This is a genomic window from Serinibacter salmoneus (genome assembly GCF_002563925.1).
GTDB classification, from domain to species: Bacteria; Actinomycetota; Actinomycetes; order Actinomycetales; family Beutenbergiaceae; genus Serinibacter; species Serinibacter salmoneus.
The window spans coordinates 2,496,735-2,511,630 of record NZ_PDJD01000001.1; the positions used below are offsets into that span (position 1 = coordinate 2,496,735).

General features: G+C 69.3%; 9 protein-coding genes. 3 read left to right on the plus strand and 6 right to left on the minus strand.

Features of this window, described 5'->3' with window-relative positions; translation table 11 throughout:
- The first annotated feature begins 65 nt into the window (after window positions 1-65).
- From pepN to ATL40_RS11200, 3 genes are all read left to right on the plus strand, one after another.
- Window positions 66-2,693 carry an aminopeptidase N gene (gene pepN, locus ATL40_RS11190; protein WP_098469599.1) on the plus strand — a complete coding sequence of 876 codons (2,628 nt, stop codon included), beginning with the start codon at window positions 66-68 and terminating at the stop codon, window positions 2,691-2,693.
- Between the two features lie 356 nt (window positions 2,694-3,049).
- Entirely contained in the window at window positions 3,050-4,855 is a 1,806-nt protein-coding gene (locus ATL40_RS11195) for a glycoside hydrolase family 30 protein (RefSeq protein ID WP_169925949.1), read from the plus strand.
- A gap of 207 nt (window positions 4,856-5,062) precedes the next feature.
- Entirely contained in the window at window positions 5,063-5,899 is an 837-nt protein-coding gene (locus ATL40_RS11200; RefSeq protein ID WP_098469601.1) for an aldo/keto reductase, read from the plus strand.
- Window positions 5,900-5,941: 42 nt separating this feature from the next.
- Here ATL40_RS11200 and ATL40_RS11205 read toward each other — a convergent pair whose 3' ends face one another.
- The 6 genes from ATL40_RS11205 to ATL40_RS11230 form a co-directional block, all read right to left on the minus strand.
- Window positions 5,942-9,253, minus strand: coding sequence for a type I restriction endonuclease subunit R (locus ATL40_RS11205; RefSeq protein WP_098469602.1), 3,312 nt, complete (start codon window positions 9,251-9,253; stop codon window positions 5,942-5,944).
- Window positions 9,250-9,756 carry a helix-turn-helix domain-containing protein gene (locus tag ATL40_RS11210; protein ID WP_098469603.1) on the minus strand — a complete coding sequence of 169 codons (507 nt, stop codon included), beginning with the start codon at window positions 9,754-9,756 and terminating at the stop codon, window positions 9,250-9,252. Before ATL40_RS11210 ends, ATL40_RS11205 begins: the two co-directional genes overlap by 4 nt.
- Window positions 9,757-9,838: 82 nt before the next feature.
- Entirely contained in the window at window positions 9,839-11,206 is a 1,368-nt protein-coding gene (locus ATL40_RS11215; protein ID WP_245867028.1) for an SNIPE associated domain-containing protein, read from the minus strand.
- A 239-nt stretch (window positions 11,207-11,445) separates the two neighbouring features.
- Window positions 11,446-11,814, minus strand: a complete 369-nt coding sequence (locus tag ATL40_RS11220; RefSeq protein WP_098469605.1) for a hypothetical protein — start codon at window positions 11,812-11,814, stop codon at window positions 11,446-11,448.
- A 303-nt stretch (window positions 11,815-12,117) separates the two neighbouring features.
- Entirely contained in the window at window positions 12,118-13,302 is a 1,185-nt protein-coding gene (locus tag ATL40_RS11225) for a restriction endonuclease subunit S (RefSeq protein WP_098469606.1), read from the minus strand.
- On the minus strand, window positions 13,299-14,876 hold the full coding sequence (locus ATL40_RS11230; RefSeq protein ID WP_098470458.1) for a type I restriction-modification system subunit M: 1,578 nt from the start codon (window positions 14,874-14,876) through the stop codon (window positions 13,299-13,301). Before ATL40_RS11230 ends, ATL40_RS11225 begins: the two co-directional genes overlap by 4 nt.
- Between the last annotated feature and the right edge of the window lie 20 nt (window positions 14,877-14,896).

Genomic DNA, 14,896 nt, shown 5'->3' on the forward strand with positions numbered 1-14,896 from the left:
AGCGTAGTACGAAAATGGACCGGTCACTAGGCCACCCACCGTCCAGCACCTGAGATGATCGAGACATGACGAGCACTCCCGCCCCCGCTGACCCGATCGCCGATCTGACCCGCGAGGAGGCCGCCACCCGCGCGGGCGTGGTGCACGAGGTGAGCTACGCCGTCGACCTCGACCTCACCGCCAGCGGCGAGGAGTTCGTCTCCCGCACCACCGTGCGCTTCCTCGCCACCCCGGGTGCGAGCACGTTCCTGGACCTCATCGCGGCCCGCGTGCACCGCGTCACCCTCAACGGCGCAGCGCTGCCCGCCGAGGCCGTGGCGGCCGGGCGGATCGCCCTGACGGACCTCGGCGAGCGGAATGAGGTGGTGGTGGAGGCCGACTGCCGCTACGTGCGCACCGGGCAGGGCCTGCACCGGTTCGTGGACCCCGCCGACGGCGAGACCTACCTGTACTCCCAGTTCGCCGAGATGGACGCGCGGCGGGTCTTCGCCTGCTTCGACCAGCCGGACATCAAGGCGTCCTGGCAGCTCGGCGTGCTCGCCCCCGCCCGCTGGGCCGTGATCTCCAACGCCCGCTCCCCCGAGCCCGAGGTGATCGCCGGCCACGGCGGCAGTGCGGCGGAGTCGAGCGACGCCGTCGCCCGCTGGTCCTTCGACGAGACCCCGCGGATGTCCACCTACGTGATGGCCGTGGTCGCCGGCCCGTACGCCTACGAGGAGACCACCCTGGAGACGCTGGCCGGCGCCGTGCCCGCCCGGGTGTGGGGCCGCCCCGCGCTGCGCGAGCACCTGGCCGCCGCGGAGGTCTTCGAGGCGACCCAGGCGGGCCTGCGGTTCTACGAGGCCGCGATGGGCGTGCCGTTCCCGTACGACTCCTACGACCAGGTCTACGTGCCGGAGTACAACCTCGGCGCCATGGAGAACGTGGGCTGCGTGACCATCTCCGAGGACTCCCTGCTCTTCCGCTCCCGCCCGAGCCAGGCGCAGGAGGAGTTCCGCACCGTGGTGGTGCTGCACGAGCTCGCCCACATGTGGTTCGGCGACCTGGTGACGATGCGCTGGTGGGACGACCTGTGGCTGAACGAGTCCTTCGCGGAGTTCGCCGGCACCCTGACCGGGGAGCGCGTCACCGAGCACGCCGATGCCTGGGTCTCCTTCGGGGTACACCGCAAGTCCGTGGCCTACCGGATCGACCAACTCCCCACCACCCACCCGGTCATCGGGGACGTGCCGAGCGTGGAGGCCACCACCGGCGCGTTCGACATGATCACCTACGCCAAGGGCGCCTCCGTGCTGCGCCAGCTCGCCCACACCCTGGGCGAGGAGGTCTTCTTCGCGGGGATCGGCGCCTACCTGCGCGCCTACGCGGAGGGGAACGCCACCCTCACCGAGCTGCTGGCCGAGCTGGAGCGCGCTTCCGGGCGTGACCTCGGGGAATGGTCGACGGCGTGGCTCGCCACGGCAGGGCTGTCCACCCTGACGGCCGAGATCAGTCAGGAGGAGTCCGGCGCGCTCGCCGCGATCCGGGTGGTCGAGTCGCTGCCGAGCGGCGAGGGCATCCCCGCCCCGCAGCCGCACCGTTCCCACCGTCTGAACGTGGCCGGCTACGCGCTGCGCGAGGGCGTGCTGGAACGGGAGTGGGTGGAGGACGTCTCGGTGACGGGCGGCGCCGGCGAGGTGCCGAACGTCGCCGGCCGAGCGCGCCCGGACCTGCTCATGGTCAACGACGACGACCTCACCTACGCGAAGGTGGTGCTGGATGAGGTCTCCCTCGCCACGGTGCTTCAGCACCCGGGCGCGGTGGCCGCCCCGATGCTGCAGTCGCTGGTGCTCACCTCGCTGTGGCACGCCGTGCGGGACGGGCGCCTGGACGCCGAGGACTACCTCCCGGCGGCGCTCGGGATCCTCGCCGTGGCCGGGAACTCCACCACGATCTCCGCGACCTGCGGCCACCTCGCCACCGCGGTGGCGCAGTACGTGACGCCCGCGCGCTCGGCGCAGGTGCGAGCCTCGGTGGCCGACGCGCTGTGGGCGCTGGTGCTGGCCTCGGCCGAGGGCAGCGATGCGCAGTTGCAGCTGCTGCGGGGCTACCTCGCGGTGATGGGGACGACGGCGCAGGGCGAGCGGGCGATGGCGCTGCTGGCGGGCACGTCCCCGGTGGGCGGGGTGAGCGTGGACGTGGACCTGCGCTGGGAGATCCTGCAGGGCGCAGTGGCGTGCGGGGCCGCGAGCGAGGCCGACGTCGCGGCGGCACTAGCGGCGGACGACACCGCGGCCGGGCGACGCCGCGCGGCCGGGGTGCGGGCCGCCGTCGGGACCCCCGAGGCGAAGGCCGCGGCGTGGCGCTCCCTGATCGGGGCCGACGGCGAGGAACTGGCCAACGCGACGATGTTCGCCGTGGCCGGCGGGCTGATGCGGGTCAGCGACCCGGCGGTCTTGGTGGACCTGGTGCCGCAGTGGTTCGACTCGCTGCGCGGTTTCTGGGCCTCCACCTCCCCGAACGTGGCCAAGCGCGTGGTGAACGCGACCTTCCCGCTGGTGACGGCCGGGCGACCCGGCGCCGATGTGGTCGAGCGTGCGCAGTCGTGGCTCGAGGCGAACGGCGACGCGCCCAGCGTGCTGCGCGCCTGCGTCGTGGAGGGCCTCACGGAGGCACGGCGCGCGATCGCGGCGCAGGAGCGCGCCGCCGGCTGAGGTGGGGTCCGGGCGCAAGGGCGGCACTGCGCCGGCCATTCTCCCGATGCCAGGGATCTCCCGAGTTGCGGCGCGGCTCGCACGGGCGTCTCATAGGAATAGGTCACGTTCCACCCGGGAACGCGCGCAGGGCGCTCCAGCATCAGGGGGCCAGCTCCTCACGGAGTTGCCAACCGAAAGGTCGGCACCTGATGTCCCATCTCGGCTCACGCCTCATCCCGCGTCGACGCACGCACCCCACTCCTCGCACCGCGCCACTCCCGGGCCGACGACCTCGGCCCTCCCGATGCCACTCGCCGCTGCGCACAGCGACGGCGATCACCACTGGGCTCGCGCTCGGCGGCACACTGGCCACGATGTCCCCCACCCCGCCCGCAGCCGCGGCGACCACACCCGTCTCGGTGACCGTGACGAGTTCCGACCGCGCCCTGCTCCTGGAGCCGGACGAGGTGAGCTTCGAGGCGGGAGTCAGCGCCCTGCCCACCATCGTCGTCGACCCTCACACCACCTTCCAGACCTTCCGTGGCGTGGGTGCCTCGATCACGCACAGTTCGGCGGCGCTGATCAACGCGCTGCCGGACGCCCAGCGCCGCGAGGTCATGGAGATGCTGTTCGACCCAGAGGAGGGCATCGGGCTCTCGGTGCTGCGGCAGCCGATCGGGTCCAGCGACTTCACGCCCACGAGCGAGCACTTCACCCTCGCGGACTCCGCCGACGAGGATCCCGGTATCACCTCCTTCGACCTCTCCCCGGATGAGGAGACCGTGCTCCCGCTGCTGCGGGAGGCCCGGGAGATCAACCCGGAGCTGACGATCATCGCCACCCCGTGGAGCCCGCCGGCGTGGATGAAGACCAGTGGGTCGCTCGACGGCGGCCGGTTGCGCAGCGACTCCGGGGTGCCGAAGGCCTACGCCCGCTACCTGGCCATGGCCGCCGAGGCATACGCGCAGGCGGGGGTGCCGATCGACTACCTCACGGTGCAGAACGAGCCGCAGCACGATGCCGCCGTCGGGTACACCACCTCGGGGCTGGATCCCCTGGCAGCGGCGGAGGTGATCCGGCACCTCGGCCCCCAGCTCTACCTGCGGGATCTAGACACCGCGGTACTCGGGTTCGACCACAACTGGGCACTGCACCCGAACGACACCACCAGCACCGACGGCGCGGCGAACGATCCCGACTACGCCCGCACTCTCATGGCACAGGAGGGCCTGTGGGCAATGGATGGCATCGCGTTCCATTGCTACTACGGCGATCCGAGCGCAATGACCGACTTCCACGCCGATCATCCGGGTGAGGACCTGTGGGTCACGGAGTGCAGCGGCTCCCACGCCCCCGGCGACTCGGACGCGAAGGCGTTCCACGACACCTTCACCTGGCAGACCCGGATGCTCACCGTGGGCTCGATGCGCAACTGGGCGAGTGGCGTGGTCGGGTGGAACATTGCTCTGGACGCCGACCACGGCCCCTACCTGGGCGGCTGCGGCACCTGCACCGGATTCCTCACGATCGAGGGGATGACGGTGACGCCGAACGCGGAGTACTACGCATTCGCGCACCTCTCGGCCTTCGTGGACGTGGGCGCGGTCCGGATCGACTCGACCTCCTGGGGCGCCACGAGCTGGGACGGGCGGCCGATGAGCGTCGCGTTCCGCAACCCCGATGGGACGTACGCGCTGCTCGTGCACAACCAGCACGACGACCCGCGCAGCGTCGCCGTTGCGTTCGGGGAGCAGGTCCTGGAGTACGAGCTGCCGGGCGGCGGCGTGGCGACCTTCACCTGGGACGCCGCCGGGATGCCCCAGCCCACCGCCCCGGTGGACCTGGCGGGGGCGGAGGTGACCACCGAGCCCACGAGCGGGAGCCAGGCTGCGTCGTCGGGGGCCTCCGGCATGCGCACGGTGACCTTGGCGCTCGGGCGGGTGCGCTCGGTCTCCGCGGTCTCCCTCGATATCGGGGATGCGCGCGGCAGCGAGGCGGACCGGTGGGTCGTGGAGACCAGTTGGGACGGGCAGAAGTGGACGGAGGTGGCGCGCGGGGAGGGGCCCGCGCTGCGCGCCTACTCCGCCTTCGATCGGACGTGGGTCAAGTACGTGCGGGTGAGCGTGCCGGCGGACTCGGGCAATGCCTGGGACGCGGCAGAGTTCCGCGTGTTCCGTTGACCCCCTGAGGGAGGCGCCCGGATGGGCGTCTCGTGAGGGCGAGTTGGGGACTGGACCTTGTGGGGGGCCCAGCCCCCGGCTCGCCCTCAGAAGCCGTCGGCCGCACCCGGTGTTCCACTGGATGGCACGGCTGTTCCGTTGTCCGCTGTGCGCGAAGGTCTCGCGAGGGACTCCCACCAGCGGTCATGACCGCCGTAGGGTCGAGGCATGAGCATCCCCACCATCCCACTGAACTCCGGCCACGCCATCCCCCAGCTCGGCTTCGGCGTCTTCAAGGTCCCCGCCGACGAGGCGGAGCGGGCCGTCTCCGAGGCCTTCGAGGTGGGCTACCGCCACATCGACACGGCCGCCATCTACGGCAACGAGGAGGGCGTCGGCGCCGCGATCGCGAAGAGCGGTCTCCCCCGTGAGGACCTGTTCATCACCACCAAGCTGTGGAACGACCGGCACGCCGGGTCCGAGCCGCACGCCGCCATCCGCGAGAGCCTGGACAAGCTCGGCCTGGAGGCCGTGGACCTGTATCTCGTGCACTGGCCCGCGCCCGCGAACGACCAGTACGTCAACGCGTGGGAGCGCATGATCGAGATCCGCGACGCCGGCCTCGCGCGCTCCATCGGCGTCTCCAACCACCTCCCGGAGCACCTGGACCGGATCGTGGCCGCCACCGGCGTGGTCCCCGCCGTGGACCAGGTCGAGCTGCACCCCGCCTACCAGCAGCGCGACGTGCAGGCCTGGGGCAAGGCCCACGGCATGCACGTGGAGTCCTGGGGTCCGCTCGGCCAGGGCAAGTACCCGCTCCTGGAGAACCCGGTCGTGACCGCCGCGGCCGAGGCCCACGGGGCCACCCCGGCGCAGGTCGTGATCCGCTGGCACCTGCAGAACGGCCTCATCGTGTTCCCCAAGTCCTCCCGCAAGGAGCGCATGGCGGAGAACTTCGACGTGGTCGGCTTCGAGCTGAGCGCGCAGGAGATGGCCGCGATCGACGGCCTCGACCCGCAGGACGGCTCCGGCCGGGTGGGCACGCACCCGAGCGAGTTGAACTGAGCCGGTTGACCTGATCCAGGTCGACTGAGTCCGACTCCGGATCTAAGCAGCCCGCCGCGCCAGCAGTTCCATCTGCTCGATTACGAGCTGCACCGCGGCGGGCTGCTGGTCGGGCGGATAGCGGTGCTTGGCCAGGAGCCGTTTCACCGACGAGCGGAGCCTGGCCTTGACGTCCTCGCGCTGGCTCCAGTCGGTCTTGGCGTCGCGCCGCATCACGGCGACCAGGTCGCGCGCGATCGCGGCGAGGGTGTCCTTGCCCTGGAGCTCCAGCGCCGAGGGGTTGGTGGCGACGGCGTCGTAGAAGGCCAACTCGTCCGTGGTGAGCGGCGGGTCGAAGTCGTTGCCCCGTAATGCCTCGTGCCGCACCTCCTGCCCGAGTTCGAACAGAGCGGCCATGACCTCCGCGGAGGACAGGTTCGAGTTGGTGTACTTCGCCATGATCTCGCCGAGCCGTGCGCTGAACGCCTGCTGGCGCACCAGATTCGCCCCGGTGACGCGCTGGGACTCGGCGGCCACGAGGTTGCGGAGTTGCTCGATCGCCACGTGCGGATCCGGCCGCTCGGCCAGGGCCGCGAGCGCCTGCTCCTTGAGCGTGTCGATCCGCACCGGTTCCACGCCGGCGGCACGGTAGATGTCGAGGCTGTCCTCGGAGTCCACCGAACGCGCCACGAGGCCCGCCAGTTGCTCCTCGATCTCCCCGGGCACGGCACCACCCTCGGAGCGCCGTTGTTCGGCGTCGAGCTTCCCGATGGTCACGCGCACGTCGGAGAGGAACACCACCTGCTCACGCAGGTCCCTCAATTCCGCCTGCCGGCCGCCGAGCGCCCAGGCGCGCTGCAGCCGCCCCGCCAGGGTGCGGAAGGTGACCGATCGAGACGGCGCGGCGCCCTGCTCCGGGTGCGCTGCGCCGTCGGCCACCTGCGGGTCCGGGGCGCGCAGGTAGTTCGCCACGGTGAGCATCGCCCGGGAGTAGGCGCGCACGCTGTCGCCGGCCTCGGCGAGGAGTCGCCGCCACCGGGTGGGCGCGAGGAGCAGGTCGATCTCGGCGAGGAGTTCGTGCACGAGGGCGACCGCGGCGTCCACGCTGCGCCCCACGGGCCGGTCCTGCTGATCGTCGGCGCTGTACTCCTGGAGGGCGGCCGCGAGGTTCTCGGTGACGGGGGCGGTGGCCACGAGTAGCCCGGCGTTCTTGCGCCGGTAGGTGCGGTTCACGCGGGCGAGGGTCTGCATGAGCAGCGCCCCCTTCATGGGCCGGTCGAGGTAGAGGGTGTGCAGCGGCGGGGCGTCGAACCCGGTCAGCAGCATGTCCTTGACGATCGCGAGTTGGAGCGGATCATCCGGCTTCTTCAGGCGCTCCCGCACCGCCCGCATCGCGGACTCGGGGCGCACGTGCTTCGCGAGGGCCTCGGGGTCGGTGGCGTCCCCGGAGTAGATGACCTTGATGACGCCCTCGGCGTCCTGGTCGCTGTGCCAGTCTGGGCGCAGCGCCACGATCTCCTCATACAGGGCGGCGGCGATCTCGCGGGTGGCGGCGACGATCAGTGCCTTCCCGGGAGCGATGTCGCTGTTCTCGGCGCGCACGAGCGCGTGCATTGCGTCCCGCCGTTCCTCCCAGTGCGTTACGATGTCCTCCGCGAGAGCGTGGACGCGCTTGGGTGCGCCGTAGACGGCGTTGACGCGCGCCACACCCTTCTCGATCCGGTCCCGTTCGGTCTCGTCCAGGCCGACGGTGGCGAGGTCGGCGAGTTCGTCAACCTCCTCGGCGGTGATCTCCTCGGACTGCAGCACACGGATGAGACGCGGCTCGAAGTAGACGGGCACGGTGGCACCGTCGATGACGGCCTGCGTGAGGTCGTAGGTGTGGATCACGTTCCCGAAGACGGCGCGGGTGTCGCGGTCGTTCTCCCGCAGTGGGGTGCCGGTGAAGGCGATGAGGGTGGCGTTCGGCAGGGCATTCTTGAGGTGCCAGGCGTAGCCGTCGAGGTCGTCGTAGTGGCTGCGGTGGGCCTCGTCGACGATGAGGATGATGTTGCTGCGTTCGCTCAGCACGGGGTGGCTGGCACGCCGTTCCTTCTCCCCCGGTGTGAGGCCGAACTTCTGCAGGGTGGTGAAGAGGATCCCGCCGGTGCGCCGGGTGCTGAGTTCCTCTCGCAGTTCGTGACGGGTGAGGATGCGGCGGGGCTGCTCAGGCAGGAGTTCGCTTCGCTCGAAGGTGGCGTAGAGCTGGCCGTCGAGTTCGGTGCGGTCGGTCACCACCACGAGGGTGGGGTTGAGGAGCGCGTTCTCGCGCATCACCTTGGCGGCGTAGAGCTCCATCTCCATGGACTTCCCCGAGCCCTGGGTATGCCAGACGACTCCCGCGCGCCCGTCGCCGGCCACGGCGGCGAGAGTCGCGGCGACGGCCGCGTTGACGGCGGCGAACTGGTGGGGCTTCGCGATCCGCTTGGTCAGGCCGTCCTCTCCGGCATCGAAGGCGATGAAGCCGTCGAGGAAGGCGAGGAACGTGGTGGGGTCGAGCAGTCCGTCGGTGAGGCGGTCGAGGGCGAGCTGGGGCGGGTCGTAGTCCGTGGTGAGCGACGGCGAAGGCTGGGCTGCGTCGGGGATCTCGCCATCCTGCCGGGTCACGCCGTCGGCGGCCTGCGCGCCCTGGCCGTCCTTGAGGGGGGTGCCCTCGTGGTCCACGTTCCACGGCGAGTAGTGCTCGAGCGGCGTGAAGGGGGTGCCGTAGCGGGCGGTGATGCCGTCGGAGACAATCGTGGCGGCGCAGGCGCGGAAGGCGGTGGGGAACTCGCGTAGGTAGGTGGCGAGTTGGGCGTGCGCGGAGTCGATGGTGGCCTGGGGGTCGGCGGCGTCCTTGAGTTCCACGATCACGAGCGGGAGTCCGTTGACATACAGCACCACATCGAGGCGGCGCTCGTGTTCGCTGCTGCGGATGATCACCTGGTTGACCGCGAGGAAGGTGTTCCCCTCGCGCGTGTGCAGGTCGAGCAGTCGGATGGTCGGATTGCGCTCCTGGCCGGTCTCGTCCACGTAGGTGAAGCGGAATCCTTGGACGACGGCGTTGTGCAGCCGGTGGTTCTCGGCCTGGGGATCGTTGGACTCGGGTCGGAGGAGCTCCGCGATGGCGGTGTCGAGGTGGCCGGTGGGCACCTCGGGGTTGAGTCGGCGGGCGGCGTCGCGCACGCGGGAGGGGATCGCGAGGTCGCCCCAGGACTCCCGGTTCGGTCGCTCCTGGCCCACGGCGTCCTGCCAGGTGCTGCCGGGGGCGATCTGGTTGCCGTGCAGCGGCGTCCAGCCGAGGTCAGCGAGGTTCTCCAGGAAGATCTCCTCGAGGTCGGACTCGTCGAAACTCATGATGCTCCTGGTGATTGCTGGTCGCGGAGGGCGTCGAGGTAGTCCTCCGGGGTGTCCTCGTAGAGTCCGTCCGCGGCTGCTTGCCGCGTCATCTCCGTGAGCTTGGCTGCGCGCTGGCGACTGCGCTCGTCGCGATAGGCAAGCACATCGTCGAGCCGGAGGAGTCGGTGCCGCCGAGGCTGCTCGTACGGGATCGCTCCATCCTGGAGGAGTTTGACCAGGGTCGGACGTGAGACGCCGAGGATGTCCGCCGCCTGACTCGTGGTGAGGCGGGTGGCGATGGGAGCGACCGTGACGGCATCACCATTACGCAGTGCGCTCACCACGTCGACGAGCAACTCCTGGATCTCGGGCGGAATCGCGGCGTGGGTGCCGTCGGGGCCGACGAGGACGGCGCTCTCACTGCTGAGCGCAGCGCTCACCGCGTCCAGGGACGCGGGATCCTCGGGCGGGAGGACGGCCCTCGTGGTGCGATGACCGAGGCTCCGCGGTGAGTTCGGCATGGCATCACCCAACCACGAAACGAAAGAAGCGCAAGCACGGAGGGTAGATGTCGGCTCCTGTGCGGCCGGACGCGTGAGGAGGTCAGGCATGCGTCGGAGCCTGTCCTCCCGCTGAGGCCGCCACGATGTTCTGGCTCTGGTGGTACTCGAGTGCCTCGGGAAGCTCCGTGAAGGTGAGCACCTCGCCCGCGAGATCCTTGAGGTGCGCGAGGGCTTCGGTCGGCGTGGCGTAGAAGAACTCGCGGCGCAGGTTCACGCGGTTGACCCGGCGATCATCGAGCCTGCGGTGCATCTCGGCTTCGATTCCCACCGCGTCCTCGGCGAAGAAGAGGGCGTGCACGTCGAACCCGAAGGGCACGGAGGCGTCGCCGAGTTCACGAACCCGATCCATGGGCTCGAGGCGGCGCGTCATCCCGATCTTGATCATGCCGGGACCCATGGCACCGAGGTTGGAGATGACGTAAACGTACCCCGCCCGCTGGTTGGCTGCGCGGTAGTCCACGTCTTCGATGGCCCGCGCGACGTCGGCGAGTTGTTCGTCCAGGCGCGCGGCCCCTTCGGCGTCGCCCTTGGCAAGGAGGGCCGCACGGGCATTCTCGTAGTGTTCGCGTTCCTTGGCGAGCTTCTCCCGCGCCGCAGCCATCTCCTTCTCGACCTTGCGCTGTTCGCGGAGTGCCTCCCGCGCTGCGCGCTGCTCTTCCTTCTCCTCCGCGACCTTGGCGAGGTAGTCCGCAGTGAGGCGGAGTTCCTCGACCCGGAGCCGGTGGTAGTAGTCGGAGATGCGGATCGACATGGACTTGCCGAGTTTGGCGATCGTCTCGCGGGTCTTCCCGAGCCGGTCGAGGCTCGCGTCGAGGCGGTGGGGCCTGAGGCTGCGGACCAGGTGATCGGCTTCGGCGTTGTATGCGCGCAACATCAGTTTGGAGGTCTGGGCCACCATGCGCTTGCCCTCCGCCTGGCTACCGTTCACGGTCCATCCGGTTGCCGCTTCGATCGCACCACCGTCCTTGCGCGCCGCCTCCTTCATGCGATCGCGGATCATCGTGAGCCGGTCCTTGTAGGCGGCTGCGTCGGCCAGAGGGTGGGCATACTCGTAGATGCCAACCTCCTGGAGGATGGCCGTCTCCTCCATCTGAACGATCTGGGCCTGGATCGCGGATGCGGTGCTGCGCAAGCGAGTGATCTCGATGTCGATCTCGGCACGTTCCCGCAGTGCGTCGGCGTGCTCCCGAGCCCTCTGCTCGCGTAGCGCTTGGATCTCCTGCTGGATCTGCACGGATTCCATGGCGCCGAGCCGCTCGACCTCGGCGCGCAGGCGCCGCACCTCAGCGTCGAGTTCGCGTGCACGCTTCCGGGCGCCGAACACAGGGATGCTTGCCGGGGTGCCATCGACGCTGACGGCGGGCGGCGGGGCTGTCGAAGCCGCGGCGCCGGGCTCGCCAGCGCTCATGGCACGGCGCGACCTGCGGGTCTCCGCTACGGGTGTGGCTGCGACCCCCACGTCCGCGTCCGGGGGTGCACTCTCCTGCGGGTCGGCGTCGCTCTCCGGGTGGGGCTCCGCGGGCACCCAGAACTGCCAGCCGTCCGGCGCGGGCGGCCAGTCCGCAGGCGGCGTCCAGCCCTCCGGAGGCTGCCATCCTGCGGGTGGTTCGGGCCATCCGGGAGGGGAGTTGAATCTCCAGGTAGCCATCAGTCGTCCACCACCGTGATCACGCCGTCGAGTCCGCGGTCGGGGTGGTAGGACCACTGGATCTCGAGGTTGCCCCAGGTCGCGCTCTGGCGGCCGTCCATGGACGTAGTTTGGCCGATGTGACTGTCGACGCTTGCGGGCATCTCCAGCGCGCTGAAGAGGCAGTAGACATCAATCACGTTGGCTCCGGTTAACTCGTCCTCGCCTTGCATGTCGAAGGTGAGGCTCTGGCCGTCATCACCCAGTGTGATCCCCGGTGCACTGGCAGATCCGCAGGCTGCAACCGCGTCCGTCAGCACCGCTTGCTGGGCAGTGGCTTGCGACGCGCCGAGCGCTGCCGAGACACCAACGGTTCCCAGTACGCCCACGACGACTCCGGCTGCCCCGGTCAGAGTCGGAAGCACCCAGGCCGGGCGGGACGCGCTCGGCTGCGCGGGGGGCGGCGCTACCGGGTCTCCCGGCACTCCAGGCGCTTGCTCGAACGCAGTATTGCCGCCTCCCAGGCTCACGCCTTCGGCGAACGACGGCTTCTGTGCCGCACCTGCCGCCTGCTGGGCTGACTGCGAGCCTGGGCTCGCCGTTGAACCGCTGCCGCCCGTGGGGTGAGAGTCGGGGTATCGGGGATCATGGGGGGTAGTCATGACGCTTCCTTGTTCGGGGGTGAGTGAGGCTCAAGTGACGTTCTCGGCGACTCGCTCGGCCTCGCGAACCGTGAGGCGACCGCTCATGAGGGCAGGGAGCAGCGCGTCGCGGACCTCGGAGAGGCTGGCCGATTCAAGCTCCGCGAACTCCGCCCGAGCCATCAACGGCTCGAGTTGGCTCTCCAGCATTTCCGGGTTCGAGGGCCACCTAACTGCCCCGTTTCGCAAGTGAGGACCGCTGATTGAACCAAAGACCGTACCGGTCGAGTCGTACTCCGACCATAGCGACCCCTCCGCCTTCAGCGAGAAAAACAGCGTTCTCTTCAGCCCACCTATGGCCGTGAGTGCCGCGAGACCACGCCCAATCGAGCAGGATTCGGTCGCAAAGTTCAACTCACCAACGGGAGCCCGGACGCTAAGCAAAACGTCACCTTGCACTGCAGTGCGAACCGGTGCTGTGGTGTAGACCCTCCGCGAGGGAAAGAGCAGTCCAAAGTCACGAACCCCTTGGTAGAAGGGGAGTCCATTTCCCAACTCATTAAGCTCTGCACCCTTCGGGGAGGTCCCCATCGTCACGACTGCCAGCTCCACCACTCTGCGCGAGGCACAGCCTTGAACCGCACGCTGGTGAAGACCGGCCGCGAGGCGCTGGGCGATGTCTGCAGTCCTAGCGTTGGCGGCGATCTTGTCGTCGAGGGCGCCCAGGACGTCGGCAATAGCTTGCTGCTGCGCGAGGGGTGGCAAGAGAAACTGGAACGCTTGAATTCGCCCCGGACTCGTATGCCTAACAGTCGAGCCAGTGGCACCAGAGAGGACATACTTCCGGTAGTCGCCTAATCGAAGGCGATATTCCAGGAATCGCGGGATAACCCCTGGGTCACATTCGAGGAGACCAATGCGCTGATTGTGCAGGAAAGACTGCCCCCTTGGCAGCACCGCAACGGCGCCGAGAGTGTCGCTCGCCTTGCTCAGGTCCGTCATGGAAACGACCAACTCGCCACCCCTTAGGAGGAACTTCGCAGGATACTCTCCCTCGAAGGACTTTGGGCGTGCACTCTGGAATCCTCCACCGACACGAAAATTGCGAGGCGTCAGAACTTGTGGAGAATCGAGATTTGAGCCAAATCCCGCGCCAGGAAACGCAAAGCCATGGGATATTGTGACGACGTCGCCCAGACGCACTCCCCGCCACCCCTCGGGCAGTGCCCCGCTCACTGGACCCTCCCGAGCTGCTCGCGCACCACGCGCTCCAGCCGAGCGGACTCGTCGAACGCCGCGAAGAGTTCCGCCTGTAGCCTGGCGATCTTCTCCTCGATGGGTTCGCCGTCCTCCTCCTCGGGGGCGCTTCCCACGTACCGGCCGGGCGTGAGGGCGTAGCCCGCGTCCTTGATCTCCGCCGTCGTGGCGGAGTAGCAGAATCCCGGCACGTCTTCGTACTCGGTCCCCGCCTCGACCGCGGCGGCATGTCCGCGCCAGGCGCGGAACGTGTCCGCGATCCGGGCGATGTCCTCCTCGCCCAGCGCACACTCCGCGCGGTCCACCATGTGCCCCAGGTCGCGGGCGTCGATGAACAGCACCTGCCCGGAGCGGTCCGTCGCTCCCCCATCGCCCGCGGTCTTATCCTTCGCGAAGAACCACACACACACCGGGATGGCAGTGGACCGGAAGAGTTGCCCGGGCAGCGCCACCATGCAGGAGACGAGATCAGTCTCCACGAGGTTCGCGCGGATGTCCCCCTCGCCGCCGGAGTTGGAGCTCATGGACCCGTTGGCCATCACCACGCCGGCGGTTCCCGATGGGCCGAGCTTGCTGATGATGTGCTGGATCCAGCCGTAGTTCGCGTTCCGTGCTGGCGGCACGCCGTACACCCAGCGCGCGTCCTCCTCGTTGCGCGACCAGTCCCTCACGTTGAACGGCGGGTTGGCCATCACGTAGTCCATTTGCACGCCCGGGTGCAGGTCACGCGCGAACGTGTCCTCCCACTTCGGGCCGAGGTTCGCCGTGAGGCCGTGCACCGCGAGGTTCATCTTCGCCAGGCGCCAGGTGCCGTTGTTCGACTCCTGCCCGTATACGCTGATTGCCTGCGGGTCCGCACCGTGCCGCTCGATGAACTTCTCCGCCTGCACGAACATGCCGCCGCTACCGCAGCACGGGTCGTATACCCGCCCGGCGTAGGGCTCCAGCACCTCGACCAGCACCCGCACCACGCCCGGGGGCGTGTAGAACTCCCCGCCCCGCTTGCCCTCCGCGGCAGCGAACTTCCCGAGGAAGTACTCATACACCTCACCGAGCACGTCCCGCGCACGTGTGGAGCCCTCGCCGGTGAACCGGATCGCGTTGAACAGGTCGATCAGTTCGCCGAGGCGGCGCTGGTCGATCGTGTCCCGGTTGTAGATCAGCGGGAGGGTGTTCGCCAGGCTCGGGTTGGAGCCCATCACGTGCTCCAGCGCGCCGTTCACCAACTCCCCGATGCTCGCGGCCGGCATGCCCACCGCCGCACTGCGGCCCTTGGCGTGCTGCGCAAGATATCCCCACCGCGAGGTCTCCGGCACCCAGAACACCCCGGCGCCCCGGTACTCGTCGATGTCCTCAAGGAACGACTCGAGCTGGTCCTCACCGATGCCATCGGCATGCAGTTCCTCCGCGAGTGCGTCGCGGCGCTCCTGGAAGGAGTCCGAGACGTACTTGAGGAACACCAGCCCGAGCACCACGTCCTTGTACTCCGCAGCGCTCAGGGATCCGCGGAGCTTGTCCGCGGCCTTCCACAACGTGTCCTTCAGTTCCTTCATCGAGGAGGGCAGCGCGAGCT